Here is a 26781-nt window from a genome sequence, read left to right on the forward strand (position 1 = left end):
TCGCCGCGGATCCCCCACCGCTCCCCGAGTCGACGCACGAACGCGGAGCATTCGCTGCACTATCTTGATATCGAGAGATAAGCTGTCCGTATGCGCGATGAGGTAGACGGACTGGTCGAGGCGTGGCGCTCGGAGCGCCCGGACCTCGACGTCGAGCCATTACAGGTGCTCAGCCGGGTCTCCCGGCTGGCACGCCACCTGGATCGCGCCCGGCGCAGCGTGTTCACCCGGCACGGCCTGGAGCCCTGGGAGTTCGACGTGCTCGCCGAACTGCGCCGCTCCGGCCCGCCCTACGAGCTCAGCCCCGGCCGGCTGCTGCGCGCCACACTGGTGACCTCGGGGACCATGACCAACCGCATCGACCGGCTCGCCGCCGCCGGCCTGGTCGCCCGCCGCCCCGACCCCGACGACAAGCGCGGCGTACTCGTCCGGCTCTCCGACGAGGGCCGCGAGCGGGTCGACGCCGCCCTCACCGACCTGCTCGGCTACGAGGAGTCGATCCTCGGTGAGGTCCTGCACGCGGACCGTGAACGCCTCGCCGCGCTCCTGCGCCGCGTCCTCGCGCCTCTCGACGAAACGCCCGCCCATCAGCGATCCTGATCGACGGCGGTGTCCGTCCTCTCACCGGGATGCCGCGTTTCCCGGCGCGCCCCCATCGTGACTGGTGAGCGGAGAACATACACGTGCACATGCGCCTGAGTACCGCCCTCGTGGCGGCGTCCGCGCTGCTCGCGGTCGGCTGCTCCGCGGCCGGCGACGCAGCCCCCGACAAGCGCTACTACGTCTCGCTCGGCGACTCCCTCGCCGAGGGCGTCCAACCCGATACCGACGGCCGCGCGCAGGTGACCCCGCAGGGCTACACCGACGCCCTGTTCCGGAGCCTCTACGACCGCGACTCCACCCTCGAACACCGGAGGATGGGCTGCGGCGGCGAGGACACGACCACGTTCACCCACGGCGGCATCCAGCGGTGCGACGAGCGCTACCCCGAACCGTCGCAGCTCGGCGCCGCCGAACGGTTTCTGGAGGACCACCGCGGCAGCGTCGCCCTGGTGACCCTCGACATCGGGGGCAACAACTTCACCGGCTGCGTCGAGGAGGGCGGCGGCGAGGCGGTGGCCGACGTCGACGAGGCGTGCGTAGACGAGGGCCTGGCCCGATTGCGGGAGGAGGTTCCGGAGATCGCCGTCCGCCTGCGCACGGCCGCCGGCCCGGACGTGCAGATCGTCGGGATGACCTACTACAACCCCTACCTCGCCGCCCTGCTGCTGGAGGACGCGGATCCGGACGCGGCGGACACCGCCGATCCGACCCCGCGCGACATCGCCGAGTACGCCGACGACGTTCTCGGGCGGTTGAACGACACCCTGCGCTCCGCCTACGCGGAAGCGGGAATCGACGTCGCGGACGTGGCCGAGGCCTTCGAATCGGAGAACTTCGACGTTCCGCGGGGAAGTGAGAGCGGCCTTCCGGTCAACGTCCGCCGCATCTGCGACTACACCTGGATGTGCGATCCCGAGCGCGGCCCCGACATCCACACCAACCAGGCCGGAGCCCAGCGGATCGCCGAGGTCTTCGGCCAGGTCGTCGTGGCCTTCTGACCCCTCACGCCCACCCCTCCGTTGATCTCGGGAATATTGGGGTATCAGCGCCGATTTTCACCCCAGTATCTCCGAGATCAACGGAGGGGGACTGAGACAGGCGGATATCAGGTGTCGGTCAGCTTCTCCGCCTCCATGAGCCACGCCTCCTCCAGCTCGCCCTTCTCCGCCTCCAGCTTCTTCAGCTCGGCGTCGAGCTCGGCCAGCCGGGCGTAGTCGTCGGCGGCCCGCGCCATGAGATCGTGCAGCTCGGCCTCGCGGGCGGAAATGCGGTCGATACGCCGCTCGATCCGCTGCAGCTCCTTCTGCGCCGCCCGCCGCTCGGCCGCCGAGAGTCCCGGCGCGGGCACGGACGCGGCGGCGCCTTCGCCGAGCCGGCGCTCCCCCGCCGGGCCGTGGACGGGCACCTCTCCCCCGTCGGCCGCGGCCTCCCTGCGGGCCAGGTACTCGTCGATACCGCCGGGCAGGAAGGCGAGCTTCCGGTCGCCCATCAGCGCCAGCACCCGGTCGGTGACGCGCTCCAGGAAGTACCGGTCGTGGCTGACGAGCACCAGCGAGCCGGGCCAGCCGTCGAGCAGGTCCTCCAGCTCGGTCAGCGTCTCGATGTCGAGGTCGTTGGTCGGCTCGTCGAGCAGAATGACGTTGGGCTCGTCCATCAGCAGCCGGAGCAGCTGGAGCCGCCGCCGCTCGCCACCGGACAGGTCCCCGATGGGGGTCCACTGGCGCTCGCCGCGGAAGCCGAAGCGCTCCAGCATCTGGCTGGCGGAGAACTCCTTCTTGCCGATGGTGACGTACTTGCGGATCTCCTCGACGGCCTCCAGCGGCCGCCGGTCCGCGCCCAGTTCGATGAGGGCCTGCGACAGGTGCGCGAGCTTGACGGTCTTGCCATGCCGGACCGAGCCGCCGTCGGGCGCGCGCTCGCCCGCCAGCGCACGCAGCAGCGTGGTCTTACCGGAACCGTTGACACCGACGAGACCGATGCGGTCACCGGGGCCGAGCTGCCAGGTCAGGCGATCGAGCAGCGGCTCGTCCCCGGCGGTGAGCGTCATGTCCAGGGTGTCGATGACCGTCTTGCCCAGCCGGGAACTGGCGAAGCGGACGAGCTCCACGGTGTCGCGGGCGGGCGGCTCGTCGGCGATGAGAGCCTTGGCGGCATCGACCCGGAACTTCGCCTTGGTCGAGCGCGCCCGCGCACCGCGGCTGAGCCAGGCCAGCTCCTTGCGCATGAGGTTCTGCCGCCGCTCCTCGGCCGCGGCGGCCAGGCGCTCGCGCTCGGCCTTCGCCAGGACGTAGGCGGCGTACCCGCCCTCGTACTGCTCGACCCGGCCGCCGACGACCTCCCAGGTGCGGGTGGTGACCGCGTCCAGGAACCAGCGGTCGTGCGTGACGACGACCAGCGCCTCACGGCGCTGCTTCATGTGCCCGGCCAGCCAGGCGATGCCCTCGATGTCCAGGTGGTTGGTGGGCTCGTCGAGGATGATCAGGTCGTGCGTCTCGATGAGCAGCCGTGCCAGGGTGGCCCGGCGGCGCTCGCCGCCCGAGAGGTTGGCCATCGCCCCGCGGAGGTCCCACCCGCTGAGCAGCCCGCGCAGCACATCGCGGGCCCGCGGGTTGCCCGCCCATTCGTGCTCCGCGAGATCGCCCAGCACGTACTCGCCGACGGTGCAGTCCGGGTAGCTGTCCCGCTGGTGCAGGTACCCGACGCGCAGCCCGCGTCCGTGGATCACCCGCCCGGAATCGGGTGCGGTGAGGGCGGCGATCACCGACACCAGGGTGGACTTACCACCGCCGTTGCGGCCGACGACGCCGATCCGGTCGCCTTCGTCCACACCGAGCGAAACATTGTCGAGGAGGACGAGAGGCCCAAAGGCCAGGGAAACATCCTGAAGATTGACGAGATTCATCGTGTACCCATTGTGGGGGCTGGGGGCGGGTGGCCGGGCCACGCCCACCGCACCGGGGGTCGAAGGGGGTCGCCCCCTGGGCAGATACGGATCGTGTACCCATCGTGGGGGCTGGGGGCGGGTGCCCGGGCCACGCCCACCGCACCGGGGGTCGAAGGGGGTCGCCCCCTGGGCAGATACGGATCGTGTACCCATCGTGGGGGCTGGGGGCTGGGGGCGGGTGGCCGGGCCACGCCCACCGCACCGGGGGTCGAAGGGGGTCGCCCCCTGGGCAGATACGGATCGTGTACCCATCGTGGGGGCTGGGGGCGGGTGCCCGGGCCACGCCCACCGCACCGGGGGTCGAAGGGGGTCGCCCCCTGGGCAGATACGGATCGTGTACCCATCGTGGGGGCTGGGGGCTGGGGGCGGGTGCCCGGGCCACGCCCGTGGTGGCACCGGGGGCCGGGCGCACCTTCCCGTCCCCCGGCCCCGCCCCGAGTCACACGAGGAAGAAGTCGCGCGCCGACCTCGCGATGCCGTCGGCGTCCAGGCCGTGGACGCGGTCGTGGTCCGCGGAAGTGCCGTAGATGCGTACCTCGTCGGCGCGGCTGACGCCCAGGGACAGCTGCCGGTGTCGGCGGTCCGACAGCGCGGCGGCGATCTCATGGGCGGAGGTGCCCTCCAGGTACGGCTCGACCATGAGGACGTCGGCTTGCCCCGCCTCCCCGACGAGGCGGTTGAGTCCGGCCCGGTCGAAGGGGCGGACCGTGGCGGTGTAGGCGACGGTGACGTCGAGTTCCCTGGTCGCGGCCAGCACCCGGTCGAGCATCGGCCCGACGGCGAGCACGACGCCCAGGGAGCGCGCGGACCCGGTGCGGATGGGCACGATTCCCTCTCCCACCGGTCGGGCCGCCGCGTTGCCGCGCTCGCTCATCCTCAGGTAGACGCGGTCGTCGGTGCGGAACGCCGCTTCGAGGAGCCGCGCCGCCTCCGTGGCGTGGCCCGGCACGTGCACCGTCCAGCCGGGCAGTGAGTCCATCACGGCGACGTCGCCCGGCGCCATGTGGGTGCGCCCTGCGGACGGGACGTCGTAGGAGCCGCCGTTGCTGACCAGGAGGGCGCCCACGTCCTGGTGGACGAGGTCGAGCTTGATCTGTTCGAAGGCACGCTCGATCAGGAACGGCGCGTAGGTGTGCACGACCGGCCGCATGCCGGTCAGCGCCAGCCCTCCGGCCGTACCGATCATCAGCTGCTCGCGGATACCGACGTTGATGACCCGGTCGGGGTGGCGGGCTGCGGCCCCGGTGAACCGGTCGGCGGAGATGTCGGCGAGCACGACGGCGAGCCTGGGGTCGTCGTCGAGGGCGGCCGTGGTGACGTCGACGAAGGTGTCCCGCATCGGCTGGGGGCCGACGAGCTGCTCCTCCGTGCTGAGCTCGGACTCCCGGTCGGTCGTCGTGGTGGTCGGGGTGGCCATGGCGCTCATCCCTTCGTGTTCACGTGGGCGACCACCACGAGCGGGCGGCCGGGGTGCGGGGTGGTGAAGGCGGAGTGGAGGGCGTCGTGGTCGCGCCCGCTGACGGTGCGGGCGGCCCAGCCCTCGACCTTGAACCGCTCGGCGATGCCGCCGGGCCAGCCGTGGGTGCCGGAGCGGTTGTCGACGGCGATGACGGTGATCCCGTCGAGTCCGAGCCGGCCGGCGGCGGCGATGGCCTCGTGGTTGCTGCCCTCGTCGAGTTCGCCGTCGCCGACGAGGACGAAGACGCGCGGCTTGGTGCGGCCCTGGGCGCGCAGGCCCAGGGCGGTCCCGACGGCCAGGCCCAGCCCGTGGCCCAGGGAGCCGCTGCCGATCTCGACCCCGGGGATCAACACCCGGTCGGGGTGGTATCCGAGCGGGGAGTCGGCGCGCGTCCAGTTTCGCAGTGTCCGGACGTCGATGAAGCCCTTGGTGGCGAGAACGGCGTAGTAGGCCGACGGTCCATGGCCCTTGGACAGCAGGAAGCGGTCGCGGTCGGGGTCGTCGACGGTTTCGGGCGAGATGTCGAGGACACGGTCGTAGAGGACCCACAGCACGTCGAGCGTCGATTCCGACGCGGCCTGGTGCTTCTCGTCTCCGGTCATCAAGCCGATGAGGGCCGGCAGGTCGGCGTAGCGCGAGAGTGTTGTCGTAGCCATGCGGCCAGTCTCAGACCTCAAGTTAACTGGAGGTCAAGCCCGAAAGAGAGAACCCACCCCCGCCGGGATGTGATATGCGCCACCCACCCGCCGTACTGACCATCGGCCAGCTCGCCGAGCGCAGCGGCGTGCCCCGCTCCACTCTGCGCTACTACGAGGACAGGGGGCTCATCCGCAGCGAGCGGACCCCCGGCAACCAGCGCCGATACCCCCGCGGCACACTGCGCCGCCTGGCCTTCGTCTCCGCCGCGCAGCGCGTCGGGCTGACCCTGGACCGGATCCACGAGGCGCTGGCGGCCCTCCCCGACGATCGGACGCCGACGTCGCAGGACTGGGCCCGGCTGTCCGAGCAGTGGCGGGTCGAACTCGACACCAGGATCGACGCCCTGCGGCGGCTCCGCGACCGGCTCTCCGAGTGCATCGGCTGCGGCTGCCTCTCCTTCGACGTCTGCGACCTGTACAACCACGACGACGCCATGGCCGCCCAGGGGCCGGGCGCGCCGCTGCTGAAGCCCGCCGGCGAAGGCGGGCTCTAGCTGCGTCGATCTCGGGGGGTACCGACGGAATTCGCTGCGGGATTCGGTCGATACCCCCGAGATCGACGAGGGCTAGAGGCCGGGTCGGCGGATCACGGTCGCGCCCTCGACGTCGCCCTGCGCCCGCACGGCGCGCTCGCAGACGCCGGACTTCTCCAGGGCTGCGGCGACCGCAGCGGCGCCGCCCTCGTCCTCGGCGAGGAAGGCGCAGGTCGGACCGGAGCCCGAGACGATCGCGCCGACCGCCCCGGCCGCGCGCCCCGTCGCCAGGGTGTCCGCCAGATCGGGGCGCAGGGACAGGGCCGCGCCCTGCAGGTCGTTGCTGAGCGCCGCGCCCAGCCGCCGGGCGTCGCCGGCGGCCAGGGCGGCCATGAGCCGCTCGTCGCCGCGCGGTTCCGGAGCGTCGGGGCGCAGCCGGTCGTACTCGGCGAAGACGGCGGCGGTGGACAGCCCGCCCTCGGCGAGCGCGAACACCCACTCGTAGCGGCCGGGGCTCGGCACGGGGCTGAGGACCTCGCCGCGCCCGGTCCCCACCGCTGTCGCGCCGACGAGGGGGAAGGGCACATCGCTGCCGAGCTCTGCGGCCAGTTCGAGCAGCCGATCCGCCGACAGGCCGGTGTGCCACAGCCGGTCGCACGCCACGAGGGCGGCGGCCGCGTCGGCGCTGCCCCCGGCCATACCTCCGGCGACGGGGATCCGCTTGTTCAGGTGGATGTCGACCGGCCCGGCCCCGGTCGCCTCGCGGGCGACGAGGCGCGCGGCGCGGGCGGCCAGGTTGGTGTCGTCGAGGGGGACACGCTCGGTGTGCGAGCCGAGGTCGCCCGCGACGCTGAGCCGGACGAACCCGCGTCCCGCACGCGAGCGGGCCTCGCTGACGGTAACCTCGTCGAACAGCGAAACGGCGTGAAAGACATTGACCAGATCGTGGTATCCATCTTCGCGCGCCGGCCCCACCGCCAGCTGGAGGTTCACCTTCGCGGGTACCCGTACGGTCACGGCGGTATTAGCGGTCACGAGTCCTAGATCGTAAAGGAACCCCCACCCCTGTGAGCCCACGAACCCGCAATGGGATACTTGTGCGGCTCGCGCGTCACGTCACTGCGGGTTCCCCGGACGCCCCGAGAGGACGTCCCGGTCACGTTTCCACTCCCGGTCGGGTCGTCCTGGACGGCCGGATCAGGGCGCAGTGGCCTGCGCGGGTGGGTATCTGGGCACAATCCCCGCTACCTTGGGGGCCAGACGGAGTGTGGACACCGTCGGGGAGGATCGCTTGCCGTCGGATGGGCTCCCGAAGAACCTGGAACCGCTGGCCGCCGGTGACCCGGCGACCATCGGGCCATACGTGCTGGCCGGGCGGCTGGGCAGCGGAGGAATGGGGACGGTCTATCTCGGCCGTACCCCGGAGAAGGGTGCCCAGGTCGCGATCAAGGTGATCCGGCCGGAGCTCGCCTTCGACGAGGCCACCCGCGCCCGGTTCCACGACGAGATGGAGAACGCCCGCCGCGTCGCCTCCTTCTGCACGGCCAAGGTCCTGGACCACGGCACCTTCGAGAACCGCCCCTACATGGTCACCGAGTACATCGCGGGGACCGCGCTGGCCGAGCACATCGCCGAGCACGGGGCGCTCGACTCCAGCACGCTGCACGGGTTCGCGCTGGGTGTGGCGGCGGCGCTCGCCGCCATCCACAGAGCGGGGCTGGTGCACCGCGACCTCAAGCCGGCCAACGTGCTGCTGTCGCTGTCCGGCCCGCGGGTGATCGACTTCGGCATCGCGCGGGCGATGGACACACGGTCCAACCACACCCAGACCGGCATCGTCATGGGCAGCCCGGGGTGGATGGCCCCGGAGCAACTGCTGGAGGAGCAGGTCACCACCGCGGCCGACATCTTCGCGTGGGGATGCCTGGTGGCGTTCGCCGGAAACGGCACCCACCCCTTCGGCAACGGCGACGCCATGACACTCGGCAAGCGGGTGCTGTTCGCCGAACCGCAGATCGGCAACCTGGACGGCCCGCTCGACCGGCTGGTGCTCCAGGCGCTGGCCAAGGAGCCCGACCGCCGCCCCAAGGCCCAGGACCTGATGCTGGAGCTGGCCGGCGGCGAGGACGACCCGGCGGAGGCCACCGACATGGTGAGCCACGCCCTGCACCAGTCCTGGCGGCCCAACCTGCCGCCGATGCCGCCCATCATGCCGCCGGGCCACCATCCCGGTCCGCCTCCGGTCATGGGCGGGATGCGCCCTGGCGGGCACGGCCCCGCCGCCCCGCCCGCGCACGCTCCCCCGCCCTACCCCCACCCGCAGCACCCCCAGCAGCACCCGCAGCCCCAGCAAGCCCAACCGGCTCAGCAGGCGCCGATACCGCCGACCCACCAGAGCCAGCAGGTGCAGCGCCCGGCGGCCGGTGTGGCCCAGCAGCACCCGGTGCACCAGACCGGCCAATTCCCGGCTCACCAGACGGGGCAGTTCCCGGCGGTCGGCCCGAACCAGACGGGGCCGATTCCGCAGCTCGGCCCGCAGGCGCAGCAGGAGCGGCAGCGCACGGGGCAGACCGGCCCGCGGCGGCCGCAGGCCCAGCCGTACGTGCCACCGGTGCCGCCGCCCCCGCACCATCCGCTCCAGCCGACGAAGCGGCGGATGAAGTGGGTCGCGATGACCGCGGTCATCGCCGTCGCCCTGGTACTGGTGCTGTTCACCGCGCTCACCGTGCTCGGTATCAGCGGGCTGGGCGGCCTGCCCTGGTTCGGACCGGGCAACGGCTCGGCCGAGCAGCAGGAGCCGGGCGCGCAGCAGGACGCGGCCGGAGGCGAGCCCGACCCCGGTGAGCGGAGTCGGCCCACCCGGGGCTCGGACGCCGACTCCCACATGGTGTTCAAGGCACGCGAGTACACGTGCACACCCGACCCCGGCGAGCGGTCCATCCCGAGCCAGGGCACCTACTGCGTGTTCACTCTGCTCGTGGAGAACACGTCGGACCGGACGCTCAGGCTCGACCACGACTGGCAGGAGCTGAAGGATCACGCGGGGCCCCCGTATGCGGCGGAGCCGCCGCTGGGGTCGGAGGCCGACGCGCCGCTGTGGCACCCGGTGCAGGCCGGCAAGGCGGCCGAGGGCCGGGTCGTGTTCTTCGTGGAGGACGAGAACCTGCTGGACTCCGCCGAGCTCGTGCTGCGCAGCCAGCAGGAGAGCGAACCCGCGGTGATCCCGGTCGACGACATCCCGCGCAGCGCCTGAACGCCTGGCCGCACTCCGTCCGATGATCTCGAAAGGACGGTTCGGATTCACGACGGAATCCGAACCGTCCTTTCGAGATCATCGGAGGTCGGACGGCGCGCGGGAAGGGTCAGGAGGCGCGGGTCGGCGCATGCTCGGCGATGCGGGCGAACTCCACCACGTCCAGGGCTTCGCCGCGGGCCGAGGGGTCGACCCCGGCGGCCCGCAGGGCGGCCTCCGCGGCCGGTGCCGACCCGGCCCAGGAGGACAGGGCCGAGCGCAGCGTCTTGCGGCGCTGCGCGAACGCGGCGTCGATCACCGCGAACACCTGCTCACGGGAGGCGGTCGCGCTCGGCGCGGGCCGACGGCGCAACTCGACCAGGCCGGAGTCGACGTTGGGAGCCGGCCAGAAGACGTTGCGGCCGACGGCGCCCGCGCGGCGCACGTCGGCGTACCAAGCGGCCTTGGCGGAGGGCACGCCGTAGGTCCGGCTGCCCGGACGGGCGGCGAGCCGGTCGGCCACCTCCGACTGCACCATCACCAGGCCGCGCCGCAGCGACGGCAGCAGCTCCAGCAGGTGGAGCACGACCGGAACGGCGACGTTGTAGGGCAGGTTGGCGACCAGCGCGGTCGGCGCGGGGCCGGGGATCTCGTCGACGCGCATGGCGTCGGCGGTGACGACCCGCAGGCGGTCGGCGAGGTCCGGGGCGTACTCGCCGACGGTGGCGGGCAGCGCCTCGGCGAGCCTGGGGTCGATCTCGACCGCGGTGACCTGGCGGACGTGCGGGAGCAGCGCCAGCGTGAGCGACCCGAGACCGGGACCCACCTCCAGGACGACGTCGTCCGCTCCGACCTCCGCGACCCGTACGATCCGGCGCACGGTCCCGGCGTCGATGACGAAGTTCTGGCCGAGCGTCTTGGTCGGCCGGACTCCGAGGCGGTCGGCGAGCCGCCGCACGTCGGCCGGGGTGAGCAGGCGGGTGGAATCGGGTATCTCAGCGTGGGTCACCCACATATCTTGCCAGGCCGCCGGGGCGGGGTGGCCGCTCCGCGGCATGGCGCATCCGGCTCTCGACCCGCACAATGGGAATCCACCCAAAACCGAATGAGATTCGAATCAGGCTCAGTGGAGGCTAACCGATGGGTCCCCTCAACGGCGTCCGAGTCGTGGAGTTCGCCGGTATCGGCCCCGGTCCGATGGCCGCGATGCTCCTCGCCGACCTCGGCGCCGACGTCATCCGGCTAGACCGGCCCGCCACCGCCGACGCGGTGCGTGCGGGCGCGCCCCGCCCGCACATGGCCTCCGGACGCCCGATCCTCGGGGTCGACCTCAAGTCCGAGGAGGGCGTCGCCACCGCGCGCCGCCTGGTCGCCGCCGCCGACGTGCTGCTGGAGGGCTACCGCCCCGGCGTCATGGAGCGGCGGGGGCTCGGTCCCGACGAGTGCCTCGGCCTCAACCCGCGGCTCGTCTACGCGCGGATGACCGGGTGGGGGCAGGACGGGCCGCTCGCCGAGCGCGCCGGACACGATATGAACTACATCTCGCTGAACGGGACCCTGCACTCCATCGGCCGCCGCGGCGGGCCGCCGCTGCCCCCGGTCAACCTGCTCGGCGACTTCGGCGGCGGCACCATGTTCGTCGTCACCGGCATCCTCAGCGCCCTCGTGGAACGGCAGTCCTCCGGCCGGGGCCAGGTCGTGGACGCCGCGATGGTCGACGGCAGCGCCTTCCTGGCCTCGATGATGTACGAGGACCGCGAGCGCGGGATGTGGACCGACGAGCGCGGCACCAACTACCTCGACACCGGGGCGCCCTGGTACGACGTCTACGAGTGCGCCGACGGGCGGCACATCTCCGTCGGCTGCATCGAGCCGCAGTTCTACGCGGCGTTCCTGGCGGGGATCGGGCTGGCCGAGGCCGACCTCCCGGACCAGTGGGACCGCGACCGCTGGCCCGAGCTGCGCGAACGCTTCGCCGAGGTGCTGCGCACCCGTACCCGCGACGAATGGGCCGACACCTTCGCCGACACCGACGCCTGCGTCCAGCCGGTCCTGTCCATGCCCGAGGCCGCCGACCACCCGCACGTGCGGGCCCGCGGCGCGGTCGTCCGCAAGGGCGACCGCCTCTACCCGGGCCCGGCCCCCCGCTTCAGCCGCACCCCCGGAACCGCCACGCGCGACCCCGACCACCCGGAACCCGCCCTGGACGACGTCCTCACGTCCTGGGGCGTCGACCCCCGGCCGTGACCAGGGCGGCCGGCGGCGATCCGTCCGTCCTGCCCCGTCGGCCGCCCTGAGCGCCGCGGGGTCAGTCCAGGCCGAAGGCGCGCTTGGCGTTGGCGGCGACCGACGTCGCCAGGTCATCCTCGTCCAGGCCCTTGACCCCGGCCAGGGCGCGCAGGGTGTGCGGAACGAGGTAGGGGGCGTTGGGGCGGCCCCGGTAGGGCTTGGGGGTGAGGAACGGGGCGTCGGTCTCCACCAGGATCAGGTCGGCCGGGGCGACCGCGGCCGCGTCGCGCAGCGACTGGGCACTGGCGAAGGTGACGTTGCCCGCGAAGCTCATGAAGTAGCCGTTGTCAGCGCACACCCGGGCCATGTCGGCGTCGCCGGAGAAGCAGTGGAAGACCACCCGGTCCGGGGCGCCCTCCTCCTTGAGGACGCGCAGGACGTCGTCGTGGGCGTCGCGGTCGTGGATCATCACGGCCAGCCCGTGCCGCTTGGCGATGTCGATGTGGCGCCGGAACGACTCCTGCTGCGCCGCGACCCCCTCCCCGCCGGTGCGGAAGTAGTCCAGGCCGGTCTCGCCCACCGCCCGCACCTGCGGCAGCGCCGCCAGCCGGTCGATCTCGGCGACGGCCTCCTCCAGCCCGGCCATGCCCGCGGCCGCGCGCACCTTGCCGGCCCAGTCGGTGTCGTCGACCTCGACGCCCTCGGCGCCGTCGCCGTGCACGATGCGCGGGGCCTCGTTGGGGTGCAGGGCGACCGCGGCCCAGACGGCGGGGTGCTCGGCGGCCACCCGGGCCGCCCACTGCGAGGAGGCGACGTCCACGCCGACCTGGATCAGCGGGGTGACCCCCACCGCCTCGGCGGCGGCGACGATCTCACCGACGTCCGGGTCCTGCATGTCCATGTGGGTGTGGCTGTCGGCGACGGCCACGCGCAGCGGCTCGGGCGCGGGCGGCGGGGTCGCGGCGTTGCGTTCGCGGACGGCCTTGCCACTGCGTTTGCCCATCGGTCCGGTTTCCTCTTTCCCTCTGCGTTCTTCCACCCGGCGCGCACGCCTCCGGCGGACCGCTCCGGTACAACAACGGTCCGCCGGTGATTGTTCTCCGAGGCCCGCCCGGGCACCCGGGCGGGCCCTGGCGCGTCAGCCCGCGGCCGCTTCCAGGCGGGCCAGTTCCTCGTCGACGACGCTCTGGTCGAGCTTGGCGAACAGCGGCTTGGGGGGCGACAGCGGGGTGCCGGGGACGATCGGGACGGACGCCCAGGTCGCCTCGTTGTCCGCGTAGTCGCCGGTGATGACCGGGTAGGAGGTCGACTCACTCCCACCGCCGATGGTGTCCACGCCCTCGTCGATGCGCGGCATGCCCGACCAGACGCCGGTGCCGCCCAGCATCGCGTACACCTTGTTGGACGACTCGGGCAGGAACGGGGTCAGCAGCGTCTTGGCGTCGCTGACGAGCTGCAGCGCGACGTGCAGCACCGTCGCCATCCGCTCCGGGTCGGTCTTCTTCAGCGCCCACGGGGCCTGGTCGGAGATGTACTTGTTGGCCTCGGCGACGGTGCGCATGGCCTCCTGCAGGGCCGCTTTGAACCGGGACCGGTCCAGGTGCTCGCCGACCACCGCGAACGCCGCCTTGGAGTGGTCGAGCACGCGGCGGTCCTCGTCGGTGAGCTCTCCGGCCTCGGGGATCGCGCCGAGGTTCTTCACCGCCATCGAGATGGACCGGTTGACCAGGTTGCCCCACGCCGCGACGAGCTCGTCGTTGTTGCGGCGCACGAACTCGGCCCAGGTGAAGTCGGTGTCCTGGGTCTCCGGACCGGCCGCGACGATGTAGTAGCGCAGCGCGTCGGCGGAGTAGCGCTCCAGGAAGTCGCGGACGTAGATGACCACGCGCCGCGACGAGGAGAACTTGCGGCCCTCCATGGTGAGGAACTCGCTGGCCACGACCTCGGTGGGCAGGTTCATCGCACCCAGCGTCCCGGGCAGGCCGCCGCGGTCTCCGCGCCCGTTGTAGCCGAGCAGGATGGCCGGCCAGATCTCGGAGTGGAAGACGATGTTGTCCTTGCCCATGAAGTAGTAGGACTCGGCCCCCTCCGCCTGCCACCAGCGGCGCCACGCCTCCGGGTCGCCGGTGCGCTTGGCCCACTCGATGGCGGCCGACAGGTAGCCGATGACCGCGTCGAACCACACGTAGAGGCGCTTGTTCTCGTTGTCGCTCCAGCCCTCGACAGGGATCGGTACACCCCAGTTGAGGTCGCGCGTGACCGCGCGCGGCTGCAGGTCGTCGAGGAGGTTGAGGGAGAACTTCAGGACGTTGGGGCGCCACTGGCCGGACTTGGACCGCAGCCACTCCCCCAGCACCTCGGTGAACGCGGGAAGGTCGAGCATGAAGTGCTCGGTGTCGACGAACTCCGGAACCTCGCCGTCGATCTTCGAGCGCGGATCGATCAGGTCGATGGGGTCGAGCTGGTTGCCGCAGTTGTCGCACTGGTCGCCGCGCGCGCCGTCGTAGCCGCAGATCGGGCAGACACCCTCGATGTAGCGGTCGGGCAGGGTGCGCCTGGTCGTCGGGGAGACGGCGCCCTTGGTGGTGCGGGTGAAGATGTAGCCGTTCTCATAGAGCCCGGTGAACAGCTCCTGGGCGACGGCGTAGTGGTTGCCCGTGGTGGTGCGGGTGAACAGGTCGTAGGAGAGCCCGAGCGCGACGAGGTCTTCGACGATGACCTTGTTGTACCGGTCGGCCAGCTCGCGGGCCGAGACGCCCTCCTTGTCGGCCAGCACCTGGATGGGGGTGCCGTGCTCGTCGGTGCCGCTGACCATGAGCACGTCGTGGCCGGACATTCGCTGGAACCGAGCGAAGACGTCGGAGGGGACTCCGAACCCGGATACGTGCCCAATGTGGCGGGGCCCGTTGGTGTAGGGCCAGGCCACCGCGGTCAGGATGTGGCGTTTCGACGACATGCCCCAAGCCTAAAGGGCAAGGGGTGCGGCTTCGCACCGCATTTCCCCGCGGCGTCGCGGTGTCCATTCGTTTCCGCACCTCGATAGTGTGTGTTTCGGAACTCTTGTATGCGACACGCGAGGTGACCGGCACGTCCGGTGGTCCGACGAAGGCGGTGGTCATCACGGTCTCCCGTGTCCTGGCCATGCTGCTCGTGGCCGCAGCGCTGCTGCTCGGCGCGCCGCTGCAGTCGGCGGCCGCCGCCGGCTCGATCCCGGCCTCCCTGATTCCGGCGGGCCGGGCCGTCGCCATGCCCGGACCCGACGCCGAGGAGGCGCAGCCGCGCACCTGCCGCGTCGCCGGCACCGCGTCGGCGACGGCGGCATCGACGTCCGCGGGCGGCACGCACACCGCCGAGCACCCGCGGCACGACACCGAGGTCGTCGCACCGGCGATGCCCGTGTGGAAGGGCGACCACCGCCCCGCCCTGCGGGACATGCCCGACGTCTACGCCCCGGGCACGCCGCAGCTGCCCGACATCGGCGAGGCGTGGGGGCGCGCGCCCCTGCCCTCGTCGGCGCGGATGCCGGACCATGCCGACACGTGCTCCCTTCCGCTGGGTCGGGCACCGCCTCTCAGCGCACGCGCGTGAACTCCGCTCTCACGTGACCCGGCGCTCGCCGTCGGGCCCATCCGTCGTTCTTCATTCGCATATCCCTGAGAGGTACCCGTCTTGTCCACTCAAACGGGAGCCGGTGCACGCTGGGCGCGTGGCATCATCTCCCTGGTCATCGTGCTCGGCGCCTTCGCCGCCGCATGGTTCATACCGCCGAAACTGGGGCTCGACCTCAGCGGCGGTACCCAGATCGTCCTGCAGACCGAGGACGGCGCCGACGGCACTCCCGCCGACGCCGACAACACCGACAAGGTCATCGAGGTGCTCCGGCAGCGCATCGACAGCCTCGGTGTCAGCGAGGCGACGATGTCGCGCTCCGGCTCGGACCGGATCATCGTCGAACTTCCCGGTGTTCAGGACCCGACCGAAGCCGCCGACATCCTCGGCCAGACCGCGCAGCTGACCTTCCACCCGGTCCTTGGCGTCGCCCCCGCGGGCGGCGGCGGACCCGGTGTGGCCCCGCCCGGCGGTGACGAGGCCCGCGCCCCGTCCGACGCGGCCGACGAGGCCAAGCCCCCGGCGGAGCACGACACCGGCGCCGGTCCCGACGAGGACGGCATCTCCCAGGAGCAGCTGCAGGAGATGCTCCAGGGGCAGCAGGGCCAGCCGCCGGGCGGCGGCGGACAGCCGGCCGAGAACCCCGACGACGTCAAGCTGACGCTCCCCGACGACCAGGGCGAGCAGCTGCAGCTCGGCGACACCGCGATCCGGGGCGACAAGGTCTCCAGCGCCTCGGCCGTCCTCGACGCCACGACGCAGACCCAGTGGCAGGTCGACGTCGCGTTCCGCGGCGACGGCCGCGACCAGTGGCGTGAGCTGACCGGACAGGCCGCCTGCAACCCGATGGGCGACCCCAAGCGCCGGGTGGCCATCGTCCTGGACGACAAGATCATCTCGGCCCCCGAGGTCAACCAGGACGTGGCCTGTGAGACCGGCATGTCCGGCGGGTCCACCACCATCACCAGCTCCGCCTTCACCAAGGAGACCTCCAACGAGCTGGCGGTCCTGATCGAGGGCGGCTCGCTGCCGCTGCCGGTCCAGGAGATCCAGCGCCAGACCGTCGGCCCGACGCTGGGCGCCGACGCGATCAAGGCCAGCTTCATCGCCGGCGGTGTCGGCATCCTGCTGACCGCCATCTACATCTGCCTGGCCTACCGCTTCGTCGGTTTCCTCGCCTCCGTGGCGCTGGCCTGCTACACGCTGATCGCCTACGCGGCGCTGGTCGCGCTGGGGGCGACGCTCACCTTGCCGGGCCTGGCCGGGTTCGTGCTCGCGATCGGTATGGCGATCGACGCCAACGTGCTGATATTCGAACGAGCGCGGGAGGAGTACCAACACCAGCAGAAGGTGTACGACTCCAACAAGTCGGCCGGGATGATCGACGCCACCGAGGCGGAGACCGAACAGGCGGAGGCCGGGGTGCTGTCCCGGCGCCGCCGCCGGGCGATCCCGCCGAACCTGCAGAAGGCGTTCGTCACCGGTTCGCAGAAGGCGTGGAGCGCCGTCATCGACACGAACATCACGACGCTCATCGCGGCGGCGCTGCTGTTCTTCCTCGCCTCCGGCAACGTCCAGGGCTTCGGTGTCACGCTGGGCCTGGGCACGCTGGCGTCGATGATCTCGGCTCTGGTCATCGCGCGTGTGTTCGTGGAGTGGGCGGTCCGCCGCAAGATCGTCCGCAAGCACCCCGCGATCAGCGGTATCTCCAAGATCAGCGGTGTGCGCGCCTGGCTGACGCGCCGCAACCCGAACCTGATGGGCATGCGCAAGGCGTTCCTCATGGTCGCCGGGGTGGTCGTGGTGGTCGCGGTCGCCGGTGTGCTGATCCGCCCGCCGAACTTCGGTGTGGAGTTCACCGGTGGCCGGGTCATGGACTTCACCACCGAGCAGACCATCAGCGTCACCGATGCCCGCCAGGCGGTGTCCGATGCCGGATTCCCCAGCGCGGTGGTCCAGGCGTCGGGCGACGGCGACATCGCGGTGCGCACCGGTCCGATCAGCGACGCCGACGCGGAGACGATCCAGAACGCCATCGGCGACGAGGCCGGGGCGACGGAGCGCATCAGCGACGAGAAGATCGGCCCGAGCATGGGCAACGAGCTGCGGAACAAGGCGCTGATCGCGCTCATCGCCGCGCTCGCGCTGCAGATGATCTACCTGGCCTGGCGGTTCCGCTGGTCGTTCGGCCTGGCCACAATGGTGTCGCTGGCGTTCAACCTGGCCGTGGTCATCGGTCTGTTCTGCTGGCTGGGCAAGCCGATCGACGGCGTGTTCCTGGCCGCACTGCTGAGTGTCATCGGCTTCACGGTCAATGACGCGGTGGTCGTGATGGACCGTATCCGCGACGAGTGGGCACGAGATAGCAAGTCCGGGTTCGTCTCGATCACCAACACGGCCATCCTGCACACGCTGCCGCGAACGGTGAACACGACCATCGGCGGTGTGTTCATCCTGGCCACGCTTGCGGTCTTCGGCGGTTCCTCGCTGCGGGACTTCTCGATCGCGATGCTGGTGGGTCTGATCACCGGTGTGCTGTCCACGATCATCGTGGCGTCGCCACTGGCGATCTGGCTGCAGAGGTTCGACAAGACCGACCCGCCGCACGTGCAGCGGGAGAAGAAGGCCAAGCAGCGCCGGGAGGTGCGCAGCGCACGGGAGCAGAGCGACGGCGCGGTCGTCTGACCGGGTCGCGCGACGCGAGGGGGGCTCCCGGCGGACTCCGTTCCGCCGGGAGCCCCCTTCTTTTCCGATGGTCGCGGGAGAGGGCCGTCGGGTCAGCGGTGGACGGCGTCGTAGACCTCGCGCTTGGGCAGCCCGAGTGCCTTGGCCACCTCCTGGATGGCCTGTTTGCGGGGCACCCCCTCGCCCTCGCGTTCGGCGACGGCCGCGGCCAGGTCGGCGGGTTCGCGGGGGACCGCGCCCGGGACGGCGCCGCCCACGACGAGGGTGATCTCCCCGCGCACCTCACCGCTCGCCCACTCGGCGAGCTCGGCCAGCGGGCCGCGGCGCACCTCCTCGTAGGTCTTGGTGAGTTCCCGGCACACCGCCGCGGGGCGGTCCGGGCCGAACGCCTCGGCCATGGCCCGCAGCGTCGCGGCCAGCCGGTGCGGGCTCTCGAAGAAGACCATGGTGCGGCGCTCCGCGGCCAGCTCGGCGAGTCGCCCGGCCAGTCCCTTGCGCGGTGGGAAGCCCTCGAAGCAGAAGCGGTCGGTCGGCAGCCCGGACAGCACCAGCGCCGTGGTGACGGCCGACGGGCCGGGGATGGCGGTGACACGCACCCCCGCCGCCACGCAGGCGGTCACCAGGCGGTAGCCGGGATCGGAGACGCCCGGCATCCCGGCGTCGGTCACCACCAGGACGTCCCGCCCGGCGCGCAGCTCGTCGAGCAGCTCGGCGGCACGGCGGGTCTCGTTGGCATCGTAGTAGGACACGACCCTGGCACCGCTCTCGCCGCCCAGCCGGACGTCGAGCCGGGAGGCGAACTGGCGCAGCCGCCGTGTATCCTCCGCCGCGATGATGTCCGCGTCGCGAAGCGCGTCCAGGAGGCGCGGCTGCGCGTCGCCACTGTGGCCGATGGGTATTCCCGCCAGCGTCAGCGTCCCGTACTCTGTGGCACTCGCGTCACCCGCGGTGGCCCCTTCGGTCACTTTTCACCCGATCCATAAGCGCTACGGTTGGCTTGCCCCTCCGTCGGCGGACGGATCGGCGCCTGCAACCATCTCCGAACCAACTCTATGAGCGAGATGACCACAACAGCACCCGAAGTCGCACCCGAACCGGCACCGACCTCGAAGGACTCCGTCCGCGCGCGGCTGGTGCCGCCGATGCCGCAACCGGCCTGGGCGGGGTGGCTCGGTGCCGTCCTGGTGGCGCTGTTCGCCGGTGTGCTCCGCTTCGTCCGGCTGGGCGACCCCGGCCAGATCTACTTCGACGAGACGTACTACGCCAAGGACGCGTTCTCGCTGTGGCGGTTCGGCTACGAGCACGAGACGCTGGAGAACGCCGACCAGGTGCTGGCCCAGGGCGGCAAGGAGATCTGGACGGGCGGCGGCGACTTCGTCGTGCATCCGCCGCTGGGCAAGTGGATGATCGCCCTGGGCGACCACATGTGGGGGCTGCTGCCGTTCGGTGAGTCGATGACCCCGGCCGGGTGGCGGGTGGCGGCGGCGGTGATCGGCGCGCTGTCGGTGCTGCTGCTGGTGCGCCTGGCGCTGCGGATGACCCGGTCGTGGTTGCTGGGCTGCACGGCGGGGCTGATCATGGCGCTCGACGGCCTGCACTTCACCATGAGCCGGATCGCCATGGTGGACATCTTCCTGACGTTCTGGATCCTGGCCGGCTTCACCTGCCTGGTGATCGACCGCGACCGGACGCGTGCCCGGCTGGGTGAGCTGGCCGACGCCGGGCATACCGCCGTGGGCTATCTCGGGATGCGCTGGTGGCGGCTGGCGGCCGGGCTGTGCTTCGGCCTGGCGATCGGCACCAAGTGGTCGGCGCTGTTCTACCTGGCGGCGTTCGGGCTGCTCACGGTGGCGTGGGACTACGGGGCGCGGCGCGGTATCGGGCAGCAGGGCGCGGGGTGGCGCTGGTTCGTCTACGACGCGGTCCCGGCGTTCTTCCAGACGGTGGGTGTGGCCGCGGTGGCCTACGTCGCCACGTGGACGGGCTGGCTGGTCACCTCGGGCGGTTACGACCGGGGCTGGGCGGCCGAGCGCACCGGCGGCGTGCTGGACGGGCTGCCGGCGTGGGTGCGCGGGCCACTGGACGCGATGGCCAGCCTGGCGCACTACCACTCCGAGATGCTGGGCTTCCACACCCACCTCTCGGCGCCGCACGACTATGCGTCCCAGCCGTGGGAGTGGCTCATCATGCGCACCCCGGTCGCGTTCTACTACGACGGCGAGGGGACCGGCTGCGGCGCGGCGAAGTGCTCCTCGGCGATCCTGGGGATCGGCACCCCGGCGGTGTGGTGGCTGAGCATCGCGGCGCTGGCGGTGATGGTCGGCTGGTGGGTGATCTACCGGGACTGGCGCGCGGGGGCCGTGCTGCTGGGTGTGGCGGCCGGGTGGCTGCCGTGGTTCGCCTACCCGGACCGGACCATGTTCGTGTTCTACGCGCTGCCGATGCTGCCGTTCCTGGTGCTGGCGATCGTCCTGGCGCTGGGGTTGATCATGGGGGCCGGGGAGAGCAGCCCGCGGTATTCACCGTGGATCCGCGTGGTCGGCGGTGTGGTGTTCGGTGTGGTGCTGCTGGTCATCATCGCCGACTTCGCGTTCATGTACCCGGTACTGAGCGCGGAGACGATCCCCTACGACGAGTGGGCCAAGCGCATGTGGTTCCCGACCTGGATCTACGGGAGTGGCGGGCCGTCGTGAGCCGCCGCGGCCCGGGGAGGACCGAATACCCATTAGTGCGTCACCAGCGGAAAATCAACAAGGGGGCCACCCCTAATTGGCCAGAGTTCGACCACTCCGATTTCCTGCCGGGAAAGTCTCGGCAACCGCCGTATACGGCTGGTAGTGTCGTGCTCCGGTTGCGGTTGTGGTTTCCACGGATGCCTAAGGCGCCTCGCGGAACTAACACATGGGCGCTGGTCATTTGGGTGGAAACCCCCGGGGGCGGCGTCCGGCAACCCGGGGCCAGCAGGGTGCGGCCCCGTTTGTAGTCCCCAAAGGGAGAGCAGATGGCTCAGGGCACCGTGAAGTGGTTCAACTCTGAGAAGGGTTTCGGGTTCATCGCCGTTGAGGGCGGCGGCCCGGACGTGTTCGTTCACTACTCGGCGATCGCGGGTACCGGCTTCCGGAACCTGGAAGAAAACCAGCATGTCGAGTTCGAGATCACGCAGGGCCCCAAGGGCCCGCAGGCGTCCAACGTCGTCACGGTCTAGGACTGTGGAGCAGTTGTAGTCTCGCCTGAAACGTTCCTCGGCCCTTCGCCCGTGAGCCGGGCGAAGGGCTGTTGTGTGGGGGGCGGGTGGTCGGGTGGGCCCGCCACCGGCCGACGGCAGGGCCGACCCGTCCTCAGCGGGCGATCTCGCGGTCGGCGTCGGGGTCGGGGCGGCCGCCGAGTTCCCGCACGCGCTCGTCGAGGACCGCCACCTGGTCGCTGAGCGCCTCGATCTTGGCCATGAGCTGGTCGTGCAGGCGCTGCTCGATCTCCTGGTCCTCCTCCCAACGCCCCTTGTCGACCTCGCCCTGCAGCGACGTGACGATGACACCGATGATCAGGTTGAGCACCACGAATGCGCTCACCACGATGACCACCACGAAGTAGATCCACGCGAGGGGCGCCTGGTCGATCACGGCGTCGGAGACTTCGGGCCAGTCCTCGGTGGTCAGCAGGCGGAACACGGTGTACAGGGAGATGCCGACATTGTCGAAGAACTCGGGGGCGATGTCCTTGAAGAGGTTGGCGCCCATCACCGCCGACGTGTAGATGATGACGAAGAGCAGGGCGATGACCGTGCCGAGTCCGGGCACTGCCCGGAACAGCGCGTTGACAATGGTGCGCATCTGCGGGATGACGCTGATGAGCCGGAGCAGACGAAGCGTCCGGACAACGGAGAACCCCGAGGTGGTCGGAATGAGCGAGACACCGACGACGATGAGATCGAACCAGTTCCACGGATCGCGGAAGAACGCCCATCCGCGCGCGGAGAATTTGAGCAGCAGTTCGACGACGAAGAAGCCCACGAAGATGTGTTCGGCCGCCAGGAAGGCGCTCCCATGGGTGGCGGTGTGCCCCTCATAGGTCTGCAGGCCGAGGACCAGCCCGTTGAGGACGATCATCACGATGACGGTGTTCTGGAACCCACTGTGGTCGACGAACCGGCGGACACCGCCCCGGAGCGCACCCACGGACATCTATTCCCCCTTCACCCCGGGCACCGCGGATCTTCCACGGGCAAAGGCCCCAAGCCAACCAGCCAACCCTAATGCCCGCTGTGGCGCGCGCGGAGGCGTGCGCCCACATTCCCCACGAGGCGCCTAGACTCCTAACGGTTTTGGTATACGCGGGAGGTGTGAGAAGCGTGCTGGCATGGCTCGGCGGAGCCTGGTGGCGGCCGCACGCGGCAGGGGCCGCCGTCGCCGCGTTCCTGCTCGCCCTGATAACCGTGCAGGTCATCGGGCACGGTCCGGTCACCGCGGTCGACGCACCGGTGCACGCGTACTTCGACCCCCGCGAGCCCGAGGGCGCGCTGCACGCACTGGCGGTGGCCGGTGCCCGGCTCGGCCAGCGGGCGGTCACCATCCCCCTGTTGGCGGCCGCCGCCGTCTGGGCAAGCCTCCGGTGGCGCGATCCGCGTCCGATTGTGGCCACGGTCACCGGCCTGGGCGCGCTGGCCCTGGTGGGCACGGTGCTCAAGGTGTACGTGGGGCGGACCCCGCCCGTGCTGGACGTGGACGTCGTCAACGCCGGCATCGACAACGTCACCGCCTGGCTGACCTCGCTGGCGACCTTCGGCGCCACGCCCTTCGACGGCTTCGTCTCCTACCCGTCCGGGCACACCGCCAACGCCGCCCTGACCTTCCCGCTGCTCGCCTGGCTGCTGTTCGGGCCCTACGGCGTGCGCCCCGGGGCGGTGGCGCTGCGCCGCGCCCTGCTGTGCTCGCTCGTTCCGGTGGTGCTGGTGGGGTCGATGATGGTCGTGCTGGACTACCACTGGGTCAGCGAGGTCCTGGGCGGGGCCGCTCTGGGCGCCGCGCTGGCCCTGCTCAGCCGACTGGTACTGGGTTCCGGGACGGCGCGCGGCACGGAGGCGGTCGCGCGGGCGGCACCGGCCTCCCCTGTCCGGGTACCGCGGAAGAGCGGTTAACCTGCATAAGAGGTCGACGGCAGCCGACGGAATCGGTCAGTCAGAAGGGGGAGGCATGTTCAACATCAGCGGGGGTGAGTTCCTCGTCCTGGGTGCCCTCGCGCTGTTGATCTTCGGCCCCGACCAGCTGCCGAAGGCAGCGGCGCAGATCGGGCGGGTGCTGCGGCAGCTGCGCACCATGGCCGACAGCGCCAAGGACGACCTTCGCGAGGGTCTGGGACCGGAGTTCAAGGACTTCGACGTGCAGGACCTCAACCCCAAGCGGTTCGTGCAGAAGCACTTCTGGGAGGCCGGCGAGGACGAGGGCGCGGGAAGCCGCCCGGTCTCGCAGCTGAACGGCAAGCGGCCGCCCTTCGACCCCGAGGCGACCTGAGCGCGAAACCTTCGCACCGGTCGCACCGGTCGCACCACCGCGCGGCCCGTCGGCGGCGACGGGGGTCAGCCGAACATCAGCACCAGGAACAGGCCGAGCGCCAGCAGGATCACCGACCCGACCATGATGATCGGGGAGCCCAGGGTCGCGATGAGCAGTTCGGCCGCCAGCGAGCCGCCGAGCGCCGCGGCCGCCCACGGCCAGCGCGCGGTGGCCTCCCAGTCGTTGCGCCGCTCCCGGTGGACGGTCACGGCTGCGGCGATCCCGACCAGCGCCCAGAAGGCCAGGTGCCAGTAGACGCGGGTGACCTCCTCGATGTAGTCGGCCCAGCTGCCCAGGAACATGACGAACAGGACGGTGCCGGCCACCAGCCGCCAGCGGTGGCGGGTCTGCAGGGCCGGGATGGCCTTGCTTCGGGCCGGGGTCGCGCGACGGAACCGCTCGGCCGCCAGGGGCGTATCGCCCCCGCGCTCCTCTTCGGGTTCCTCGGCACGCTCCATGGGGTGGGTCGGGTCCGTCGGCTCCGTCGGCACCTCGGGGAGGTGGTAGCCGCCGGCGGCCTCCCCTTCGGGGTACTCGCGGCCGCGGGCGCCAGGGGACCGCGGGGGACGGTCGGGGGTGGGGTCGTCGGGGAATCCGGGCACGGTCGGCGCCCCTCTCTCCATGTCTCACCCGGGGGTGGGGGTCATGCCGGGTGACTACCCGGAGTCGCCGCCGGAGAACCGTTGCCGATCCCTTCCGTCTTCGGCCGTCCCCCACCCCGCTGACCGCGGCGGGCCGCCCCGGGGCAGCCTGGGGCAGCCCGGGGCGGGATGGGGCGCGGCTACGGCCGCCCCGCACCCGAGTAGTACCTGCGGTCCTCGCGCCGGTCGACCTTGGCGTCGCCGGTCAGCGGGCGGAACCGGACGACCTGCGGGTCGTGGTCGCTGACCTGGTCGTGGAACTCGGAGTTGGTCCGCACGATCCGGTAGCGGGCACGATCGGCCGCGGCCCCGCTGAGCAGCATGTGGTCCAGCATCTGGGAGTTCCCGTCGAAGACGTAGTTGTACCGCTCACCGGCGGGAAGCTCCAGGGCCGGGTTGTCCAGGCCGCCGTCGGCGGTGAGGATCTCCAGGGTCCGCGAGAACTCGAAGTCGTTGAGGTCTCCGATCACCATGACGTTGGCGGCCGGGTCCACCGCGGCGAGCTCGTCGGTGAACTCCCGCACCCGTTCGGCCTGGGCGTTGCGCTGCACCTCCGAGGTCCGCTCGGGCGGCTGCCGCAGGCCGTGCATCGGCTGGTCGCCGCGTTTGGAGCCGAAATGGTTGGTGACCACGAACACCGTGCGGCCCTCGAACACGAACTCGCCGACGAGGGGCTTGCGACTGCTGCGCCAGGCCTCGTCACCCGGGGCGATGCGCCCGGGTGAGACGCTCAGTGCGGCGCGGCCGTCCGCGCCCTCGACCACTTCGACGGGTGTGGTCGCGTCGCCGCCCTCGCGGTCGACGAAGGCGACGCGATCGGGGTTGAACAGGAAGACGTTGCGGATGTTGCCGCCGGGCTGGCCGCCGTCGGCGCCGTCTTCGGGGTTGATCTGCCTCCACTGGTAGGCCGGGCCGCCGGCATCCTTGATCGCGGCCACGAACCGACTCAGGGTCTCGTCGGCGTCCACGGTGCCGTCGTCCACCGGGCCGTTGTCGTCCTGGATCTCCTCCAGGCCCACGATGTCCGGGGAGCCGAGGTTGTGGGCGACGCCGCGCGCGAGCCCGTCCACCTTCTCCTGGTCGTCGGCGGCCGACAGGTTCTCCACGTTGTAGGTGGCGACCGACAGCTCCCAGTCCCGGTGCTCGTCGGCCACCTCGCGGGGCAGTTCGTTGTCCACGTGGCGGCCGAGCTGGGTGGCCCGTAGCTGGTAGCCGCCCCAGCGGCTGTAGTAGAGGGGGCCCTGCGTGGTTCCGGCCAGAACGTCGCCGACGTCGGCCCGGGGGAAGGGGCGCTCGGCGTAGGGGATCAGCGACTCGACCTTGAGCCGCCCGCTGTTGGGGTCGGCGTAGTCCCCGTAGACGGTGCCGCCACGGGGGCTGCGGTTCTGGTCGTCCTTGGTGGTCACCCACAGCGCGTTGAAGCGGTCGGTGGGGCCGACCACGGGCGCGTCGTCGACCCGGACGAGCATGTGCTCGTGGGCCTCCCAGAAGTCGAGGGCGTAGGTGTCCGGCTTGAGTTCCAGGCCGCTTATGTCGCCGCCGTGGTCGGGGGCGTAGGCGTCGGGGACGGTGTCGGTGTCGAGGAGGACGGCCGACGGGATGTCGGCACCGGAGCCGACCACGGTCCAGCGGGCGTCGGCGAGCTGGGTGATGGTCTGCAGGCCGGAGCCGGGGCTGTACTCGGTGACGGTGCCGCTCACCCTGACGTCGTCGCCGGGGCGGACGTCGGGCGTGGTGGCGGCGGTGAACACGAAGAGGGCCTCGCTGGTGCGGGGGTCGTCGTCGCCTTCGGGGTCCTGGAACCAGAAGCCGCGGGCCGAACCGAAGCGGTTGACGGCGGTGACGATGCCGGGGACGTCGGCCACCTCCTGCCCGGCGTACGGGGAGACCCGGGTCGTGCCCTGGATGGTGTGGATGCGCGGGGAATCCGCGGCCGCGGGTGCGGGCGCCGCGGGGACGAGCGCGGCGCCGATGGTGACCGCCGCCGCCACTGCCGCCGCGGACAGCGGCCGCGTGTGTGAGAGAGACACCCTCTCCTCCAAATCATGTGGGGTGCCCTCATCGTGCTTCCGGCGGGTAACCGGCCGGAACCTGAAACATGAAGGAGATGCAACGAATGTGTCGATTGTCGCGACCGAGGGGGTTCGAGGGAATCCTGGTGGCCGGGCGGAGGGCCGCACGTCCGGACATACGAGGGGGCCGGCCCCGGGAGCGCCCGGGACCGGCCCTTGATCCTCGTCGGTGTCGTGGCACCGACTACAGCCACCAGCTCCATCCTGCGGAGGCATCGAACAGTTCGTCGGCCCCGAGCCAGTCCGCGATCAGCTCGGAGGTTTCGGACGTGGTTTCGGCCGTCACGGTCCACCAGCTCCATCCGGCGAGCGCGCCCCAGCCGGGGCTCTGCGATACGGCGACCTCGTCCGCAGCGGCGGGGAAAGACGTCCCCATAACGACGGCGGCTGAGATCGCCGCCACCGCACAGATCTTCTTGAGCACAGCGCACCTTTCGCTCGAACTTCGTCCATCCCCGTCCAATAAGATGACCTATCGGGCACACCAGACACAAGCCCCGGATCCAAATATTAACGGCGTTCTTCGGCAATCCCTGGCATAGTGTGAAATTCAACCTGAATGCCGCACGGGCACGTCCCCTGCCCCA

Annotated in this window: 23 protein-coding genes; 11 read left to right on the plus strand and 12 right to left on the minus strand. The window is 71.3% G+C overall.

Translation table 11 applies throughout. From position 1 onward, the window contains the following. The first annotated feature begins 90 nt into the window (after window positions 1-90). A complete protein-coding gene (locus HNR23_RS17855) occupies window positions 91-600 on the plus strand; it encodes a MarR family winged helix-turn-helix transcriptional regulator (protein WP_184076948.1) in 510 nt (169 codons plus the stop codon). 89 nt (window positions 601-689) lie between these two features. Further along, window positions 690-1601 carry a GDSL-type esterase/lipase family protein gene (locus HNR23_RS17860; protein WP_184076950.1) on the plus strand — a complete coding sequence of 304 codons (912 nt, stop codon included), beginning with the start codon at window positions 690-692 and terminating at the stop codon, window positions 1599-1601. A gap of 107 nt (window positions 1602-1708) precedes the next feature. On the opposite strand, the gene HNR23_RS17865 is transcribed toward HNR23_RS17860, so the two are convergent. The 3 genes from HNR23_RS17865 to HNR23_RS17875 form a co-directional block, all read right to left on the minus strand. Then, window positions 1709-3505 (minus strand): ABC-F family ATP-binding cassette domain-containing protein, encoded by a 1797-nt coding sequence (locus HNR23_RS17865; RefSeq protein ID WP_184076952.1) that lies wholly within the window; start codon window positions 3503-3505, stop codon window positions 1709-1711. A gap of 481 nt (window positions 3506-3986) precedes the next feature. Then, entirely contained in the window at window positions 3987-4886 is a 900-nt protein-coding gene (locus HNR23_RS17870; RefSeq protein WP_184080530.1) for a transketolase family protein, read from the minus strand. A gap of 83 nt (window positions 4887-4969) precedes the next feature. Then, on the minus strand, window positions 4970-5662 hold the full coding sequence (locus HNR23_RS17875; protein ID WP_184076953.1) for a thiamine pyrophosphate-dependent enzyme: 693 nt from the start codon (window positions 5660-5662) through the stop codon (window positions 4970-4972). A 74-nt stretch (window positions 5663-5736) separates the two neighbouring features. Here HNR23_RS17875 and soxR point away from each other — a divergent pair, with 74 nt between their 5' ends. Continuing rightward, a complete protein-coding gene (gene soxR / locus HNR23_RS17880) occupies window positions 5737-6198 on the plus strand; it encodes a redox-sensitive transcriptional activator SoxR (protein WP_184076956.1) in 462 nt (153 codons plus the stop codon). Window positions 6199-6270: 72 nt separating this feature from the next. Here the strand turns inward: soxR and HNR23_RS17885 are convergent, their stop codons facing one another. Further along, a complete protein-coding gene (locus HNR23_RS17885; RefSeq protein ID WP_184076958.1) occupies window positions 6271-7212 on the minus strand; it encodes a 4-(cytidine 5'-diphospho)-2-C-methyl-D-erythritol kinase in 942 nt (313 codons plus the stop codon). Between the two features lie 256 nt (window positions 7213-7468). Between HNR23_RS17885 and HNR23_RS17890 the strand changes: the two genes are divergently transcribed. Further along, window positions 7469-9430, plus strand: coding sequence for a serine/threonine-protein kinase (locus tag HNR23_RS17890; RefSeq protein WP_184076961.1), 1962 nt, complete (start codon window positions 7469-7471; stop codon window positions 9428-9430). 109 nt (window positions 9431-9539) lie between these two features. Here HNR23_RS17890 and rsmA read toward each other — a convergent pair whose 3' ends face one another. Then, entirely contained in the window at window positions 9540-10424 is an 885-nt protein-coding gene (gene rsmA, locus HNR23_RS17895) for a 16S rRNA (adenine(1518)-N(6)/adenine(1519)-N(6))-dimethyltransferase RsmA (RefSeq protein WP_221308780.1), read from the minus strand. Between the two features lie 125 nt (window positions 10425-10549). Between rsmA and HNR23_RS17900 the strand changes: the two genes are divergently transcribed. After that, window positions 10550-11656 (plus strand): CaiB/BaiF CoA transferase family protein, encoded by a 1107-nt coding sequence (locus HNR23_RS17900; RefSeq protein ID WP_184076965.1) that lies wholly within the window; start codon window positions 10550-10552, stop codon window positions 11654-11656. Window positions 11657-11717: 61 nt separating this feature from the next. Here the strand turns inward: HNR23_RS17900 and HNR23_RS17905 are convergent, their stop codons facing one another. Then, the gene (locus HNR23_RS17905; protein ID WP_184076967.1) at window positions 11718-12641 is read right to left on the minus strand and encodes a TatD family hydrolase; all 924 of its coding nucleotides are present in this window, start codon (window positions 12639-12641) and stop codon (window positions 11718-11720) included. A 135-nt stretch (window positions 12642-12776) separates the two neighbouring features. After that, window positions 12777-14594, minus strand: coding sequence for a methionine--tRNA ligase (gene metG / locus HNR23_RS17910; protein WP_184076968.1), 1818 nt, complete (start codon window positions 14592-14594; stop codon window positions 12777-12779). A gap of 122 nt (window positions 14595-14716) precedes the next feature. On the opposite strand from metG, the gene HNR23_RS17915 reads away from it, so the two are divergent. Then, complete coding sequence (locus HNR23_RS17915) at window positions 14717-15226, plus strand: hypothetical protein (RefSeq protein WP_184076970.1); 510 nt, start codon at window positions 14717-14719, stop codon at window positions 15224-15226. A gap of 81 nt (window positions 15227-15307) precedes the next feature. Next, window positions 15308-17932 carry a protein translocase subunit SecD gene (secD, locus tag HNR23_RS17920; protein ID WP_184076972.1) on the plus strand — a complete coding sequence of 875 codons (2625 nt, stop codon included), beginning with the start codon at window positions 15308-15310 and terminating at the stop codon, window positions 17930-17932. A 92-nt stretch (window positions 17933-18024) separates the two neighbouring features. Here secD and rsmI read toward each other — a convergent pair whose 3' ends face one another. After that, on the minus strand, window positions 18025-18897 hold the full coding sequence (rsmI, locus tag HNR23_RS17925; protein WP_343070611.1) for a 16S rRNA (cytidine(1402)-2'-O)-methyltransferase: 873 nt from the start codon (window positions 18895-18897) through the stop codon (window positions 18025-18027). Between the two features lie 96 nt (window positions 18898-18993). On the opposite strand from rsmI, the gene HNR23_RS17930 reads away from it, so the two are divergent. After that, window positions 18994-20625, plus strand: a complete 1632-nt coding sequence (locus HNR23_RS17930) for a dolichyl-phosphate-mannose--protein mannosyltransferase (RefSeq protein WP_184076980.1) — start codon at window positions 18994-18996, stop codon at window positions 20623-20625. Window positions 20626-20933: 308 nt separating this feature from the next. Next, window positions 20934-21137: a cold-shock protein gene (locus tag HNR23_RS17935; RefSeq protein WP_184076982.1), complete on the plus strand. Its 204-nt coding sequence runs from the start codon at window positions 20934-20936 to the stop codon at window positions 21135-21137. A gap of 133 nt (window positions 21138-21270) precedes the next feature. Here HNR23_RS17935 and HNR23_RS17940 read toward each other — a convergent pair whose 3' ends face one another. Beyond that, on the minus strand, window positions 21271-22113 hold the full coding sequence (locus HNR23_RS17940) for an ion transporter (protein ID WP_184076984.1): 843 nt from the start codon (window positions 22111-22113) through the stop codon (window positions 21271-21273). A 167-nt stretch (window positions 22114-22280) separates the two neighbouring features. On the opposite strand from HNR23_RS17940, the gene HNR23_RS17945 reads away from it, so the two are divergent. Next, the gene (locus HNR23_RS17945) at window positions 22281-23066 is read left to right on the plus strand and encodes a phosphatase PAP2 family protein (protein ID WP_343070612.1); all 786 of its coding nucleotides are present in this window, start codon (window positions 22281-22283) and stop codon (window positions 23064-23066) included. Window positions 23067-23121: 55 nt separating this feature from the next. Next, the gene (locus HNR23_RS17950; protein WP_184076988.1) at window positions 23122-23439 is read left to right on the plus strand and encodes a sec-independent translocase; all 318 of its coding nucleotides are present in this window, start codon (window positions 23122-23124) and stop codon (window positions 23437-23439) included. A 65-nt stretch (window positions 23440-23504) separates the two neighbouring features. On the opposite strand, the gene HNR23_RS17955 is transcribed toward HNR23_RS17950, so the two are convergent. The 3 genes from HNR23_RS17955 to HNR23_RS17965 form a co-directional block, all read right to left on the minus strand. Further along, the gene (locus tag HNR23_RS17955; RefSeq protein ID WP_246421792.1) at window positions 23505-24083 is read right to left on the minus strand and encodes a hypothetical protein; all 579 of its coding nucleotides are present in this window, start codon (window positions 24081-24083) and stop codon (window positions 23505-23507) included. Window positions 24084-24262: 179 nt separating this feature from the next. Further along, window positions 24263-26152, minus strand: a complete 1890-nt coding sequence (locus HNR23_RS17960) for an endonuclease/exonuclease/phosphatase family protein (protein ID WP_184076990.1) — start codon at window positions 26150-26152, stop codon at window positions 24263-24265. Between the two features lie 226 nt (window positions 26153-26378). Next, window positions 26379-26618 carry a hypothetical protein gene (locus HNR23_RS17965; RefSeq protein ID WP_184076992.1) on the minus strand — a complete coding sequence of 80 codons (240 nt, stop codon included), beginning with the start codon at window positions 26616-26618 and terminating at the stop codon, window positions 26379-26381. Window positions 26619-26781 lie beyond the last annotated feature (163 nt).

It is taken from the genome of Nocardiopsis mwathae, assembly GCF_014201195.1.
GTDB classification, from domain to species: domain Bacteria; phylum Actinomycetota; class Actinomycetes; order Streptosporangiales; family Streptosporangiaceae; genus Nocardiopsis_C; species Nocardiopsis_C mwathae.

Coding starts and splice junctions, on each gene's coding strand:
- HNR23_RS17855 (WP_184076948.1), top strand. CDS start 91: ATGCGCGATGAGGTAGACGGACTGGTCGAGGCGTGGCGCTCGGAGCGC.
- HNR23_RS17860 (WP_184076950.1), top strand. CDS start 690: ATGCGCCTGAGTACCGCCCTCGTGGCGGCGTCCGCGCTGCTCGCGGTC.
- HNR23_RS17865 (WP_184076952.1), bottom strand. CDS start 3,505: ATGAATCTCGTCAATCTTCAGGATGTTTCCCTGGCCTTTGGGCCTCTC.
- HNR23_RS17870 (WP_184080530.1), bottom strand. CDS start 4,886: ATGCGGGACACCTTCGTCGACGTCACCACGGCCGCCCTCGACGACGAC.
- HNR23_RS17875 (WP_184076953.1), bottom strand. CDS start 5,662: ATGGCTACGACAACACTCTCGCGCTACGCCGACCTGCCGGCCCTCATC.
- soxR (WP_184076956.1), top strand. CDS start 5,737: ATGCGCCACCCACCCGCCGTACTGACCATCGGCCAGCTCGCCGAGCGC.
- rsmA (WP_221308780.1), bottom strand. CDS start 10,424: ATGTGGGTGACCCACGCTGAGATACCCGATTCCACCCGCCTGCTCACC.
- HNR23_RS17900 (WP_184076965.1), top strand. CDS start 10,550: ATGGGTCCCCTCAACGGCGTCCGAGTCGTGGAGTTCGCCGGTATCGGC.
- HNR23_RS17905 (WP_184076967.1), bottom strand. CDS start 12,641: ATGGGCAAACGCAGTGGCAAGGCCGTCCGCGAACGCAACGCCGCGACC.
- metG (WP_184076968.1), bottom strand. CDS start 14,594: ATGTCGTCGAAACGCCACATCCTGACCGCGGTGGCCTGGCCCTACACC.
- HNR23_RS17930 (WP_184076980.1), top strand. CDS start 18,994: ATGACCACAACAGCACCCGAAGTCGCACCCGAACCGGCACCGACCTCG.
- HNR23_RS17935 (WP_184076982.1), top strand. CDS start 20,934: ATGGCTCAGGGCACCGTGAAGTGGTTCAACTCTGAGAAGGGTTTCGGG.
- HNR23_RS17940 (WP_184076984.1), bottom strand. CDS start 22,113: ATGTCCGTGGGTGCGCTCCGGGGCGGTGTCCGCCGGTTCGTCGACCAC.
- HNR23_RS17950 (WP_184076988.1), top strand. CDS start 23,122: ATGTTCAACATCAGCGGGGGTGAGTTCCTCGTCCTGGGTGCCCTCGCG.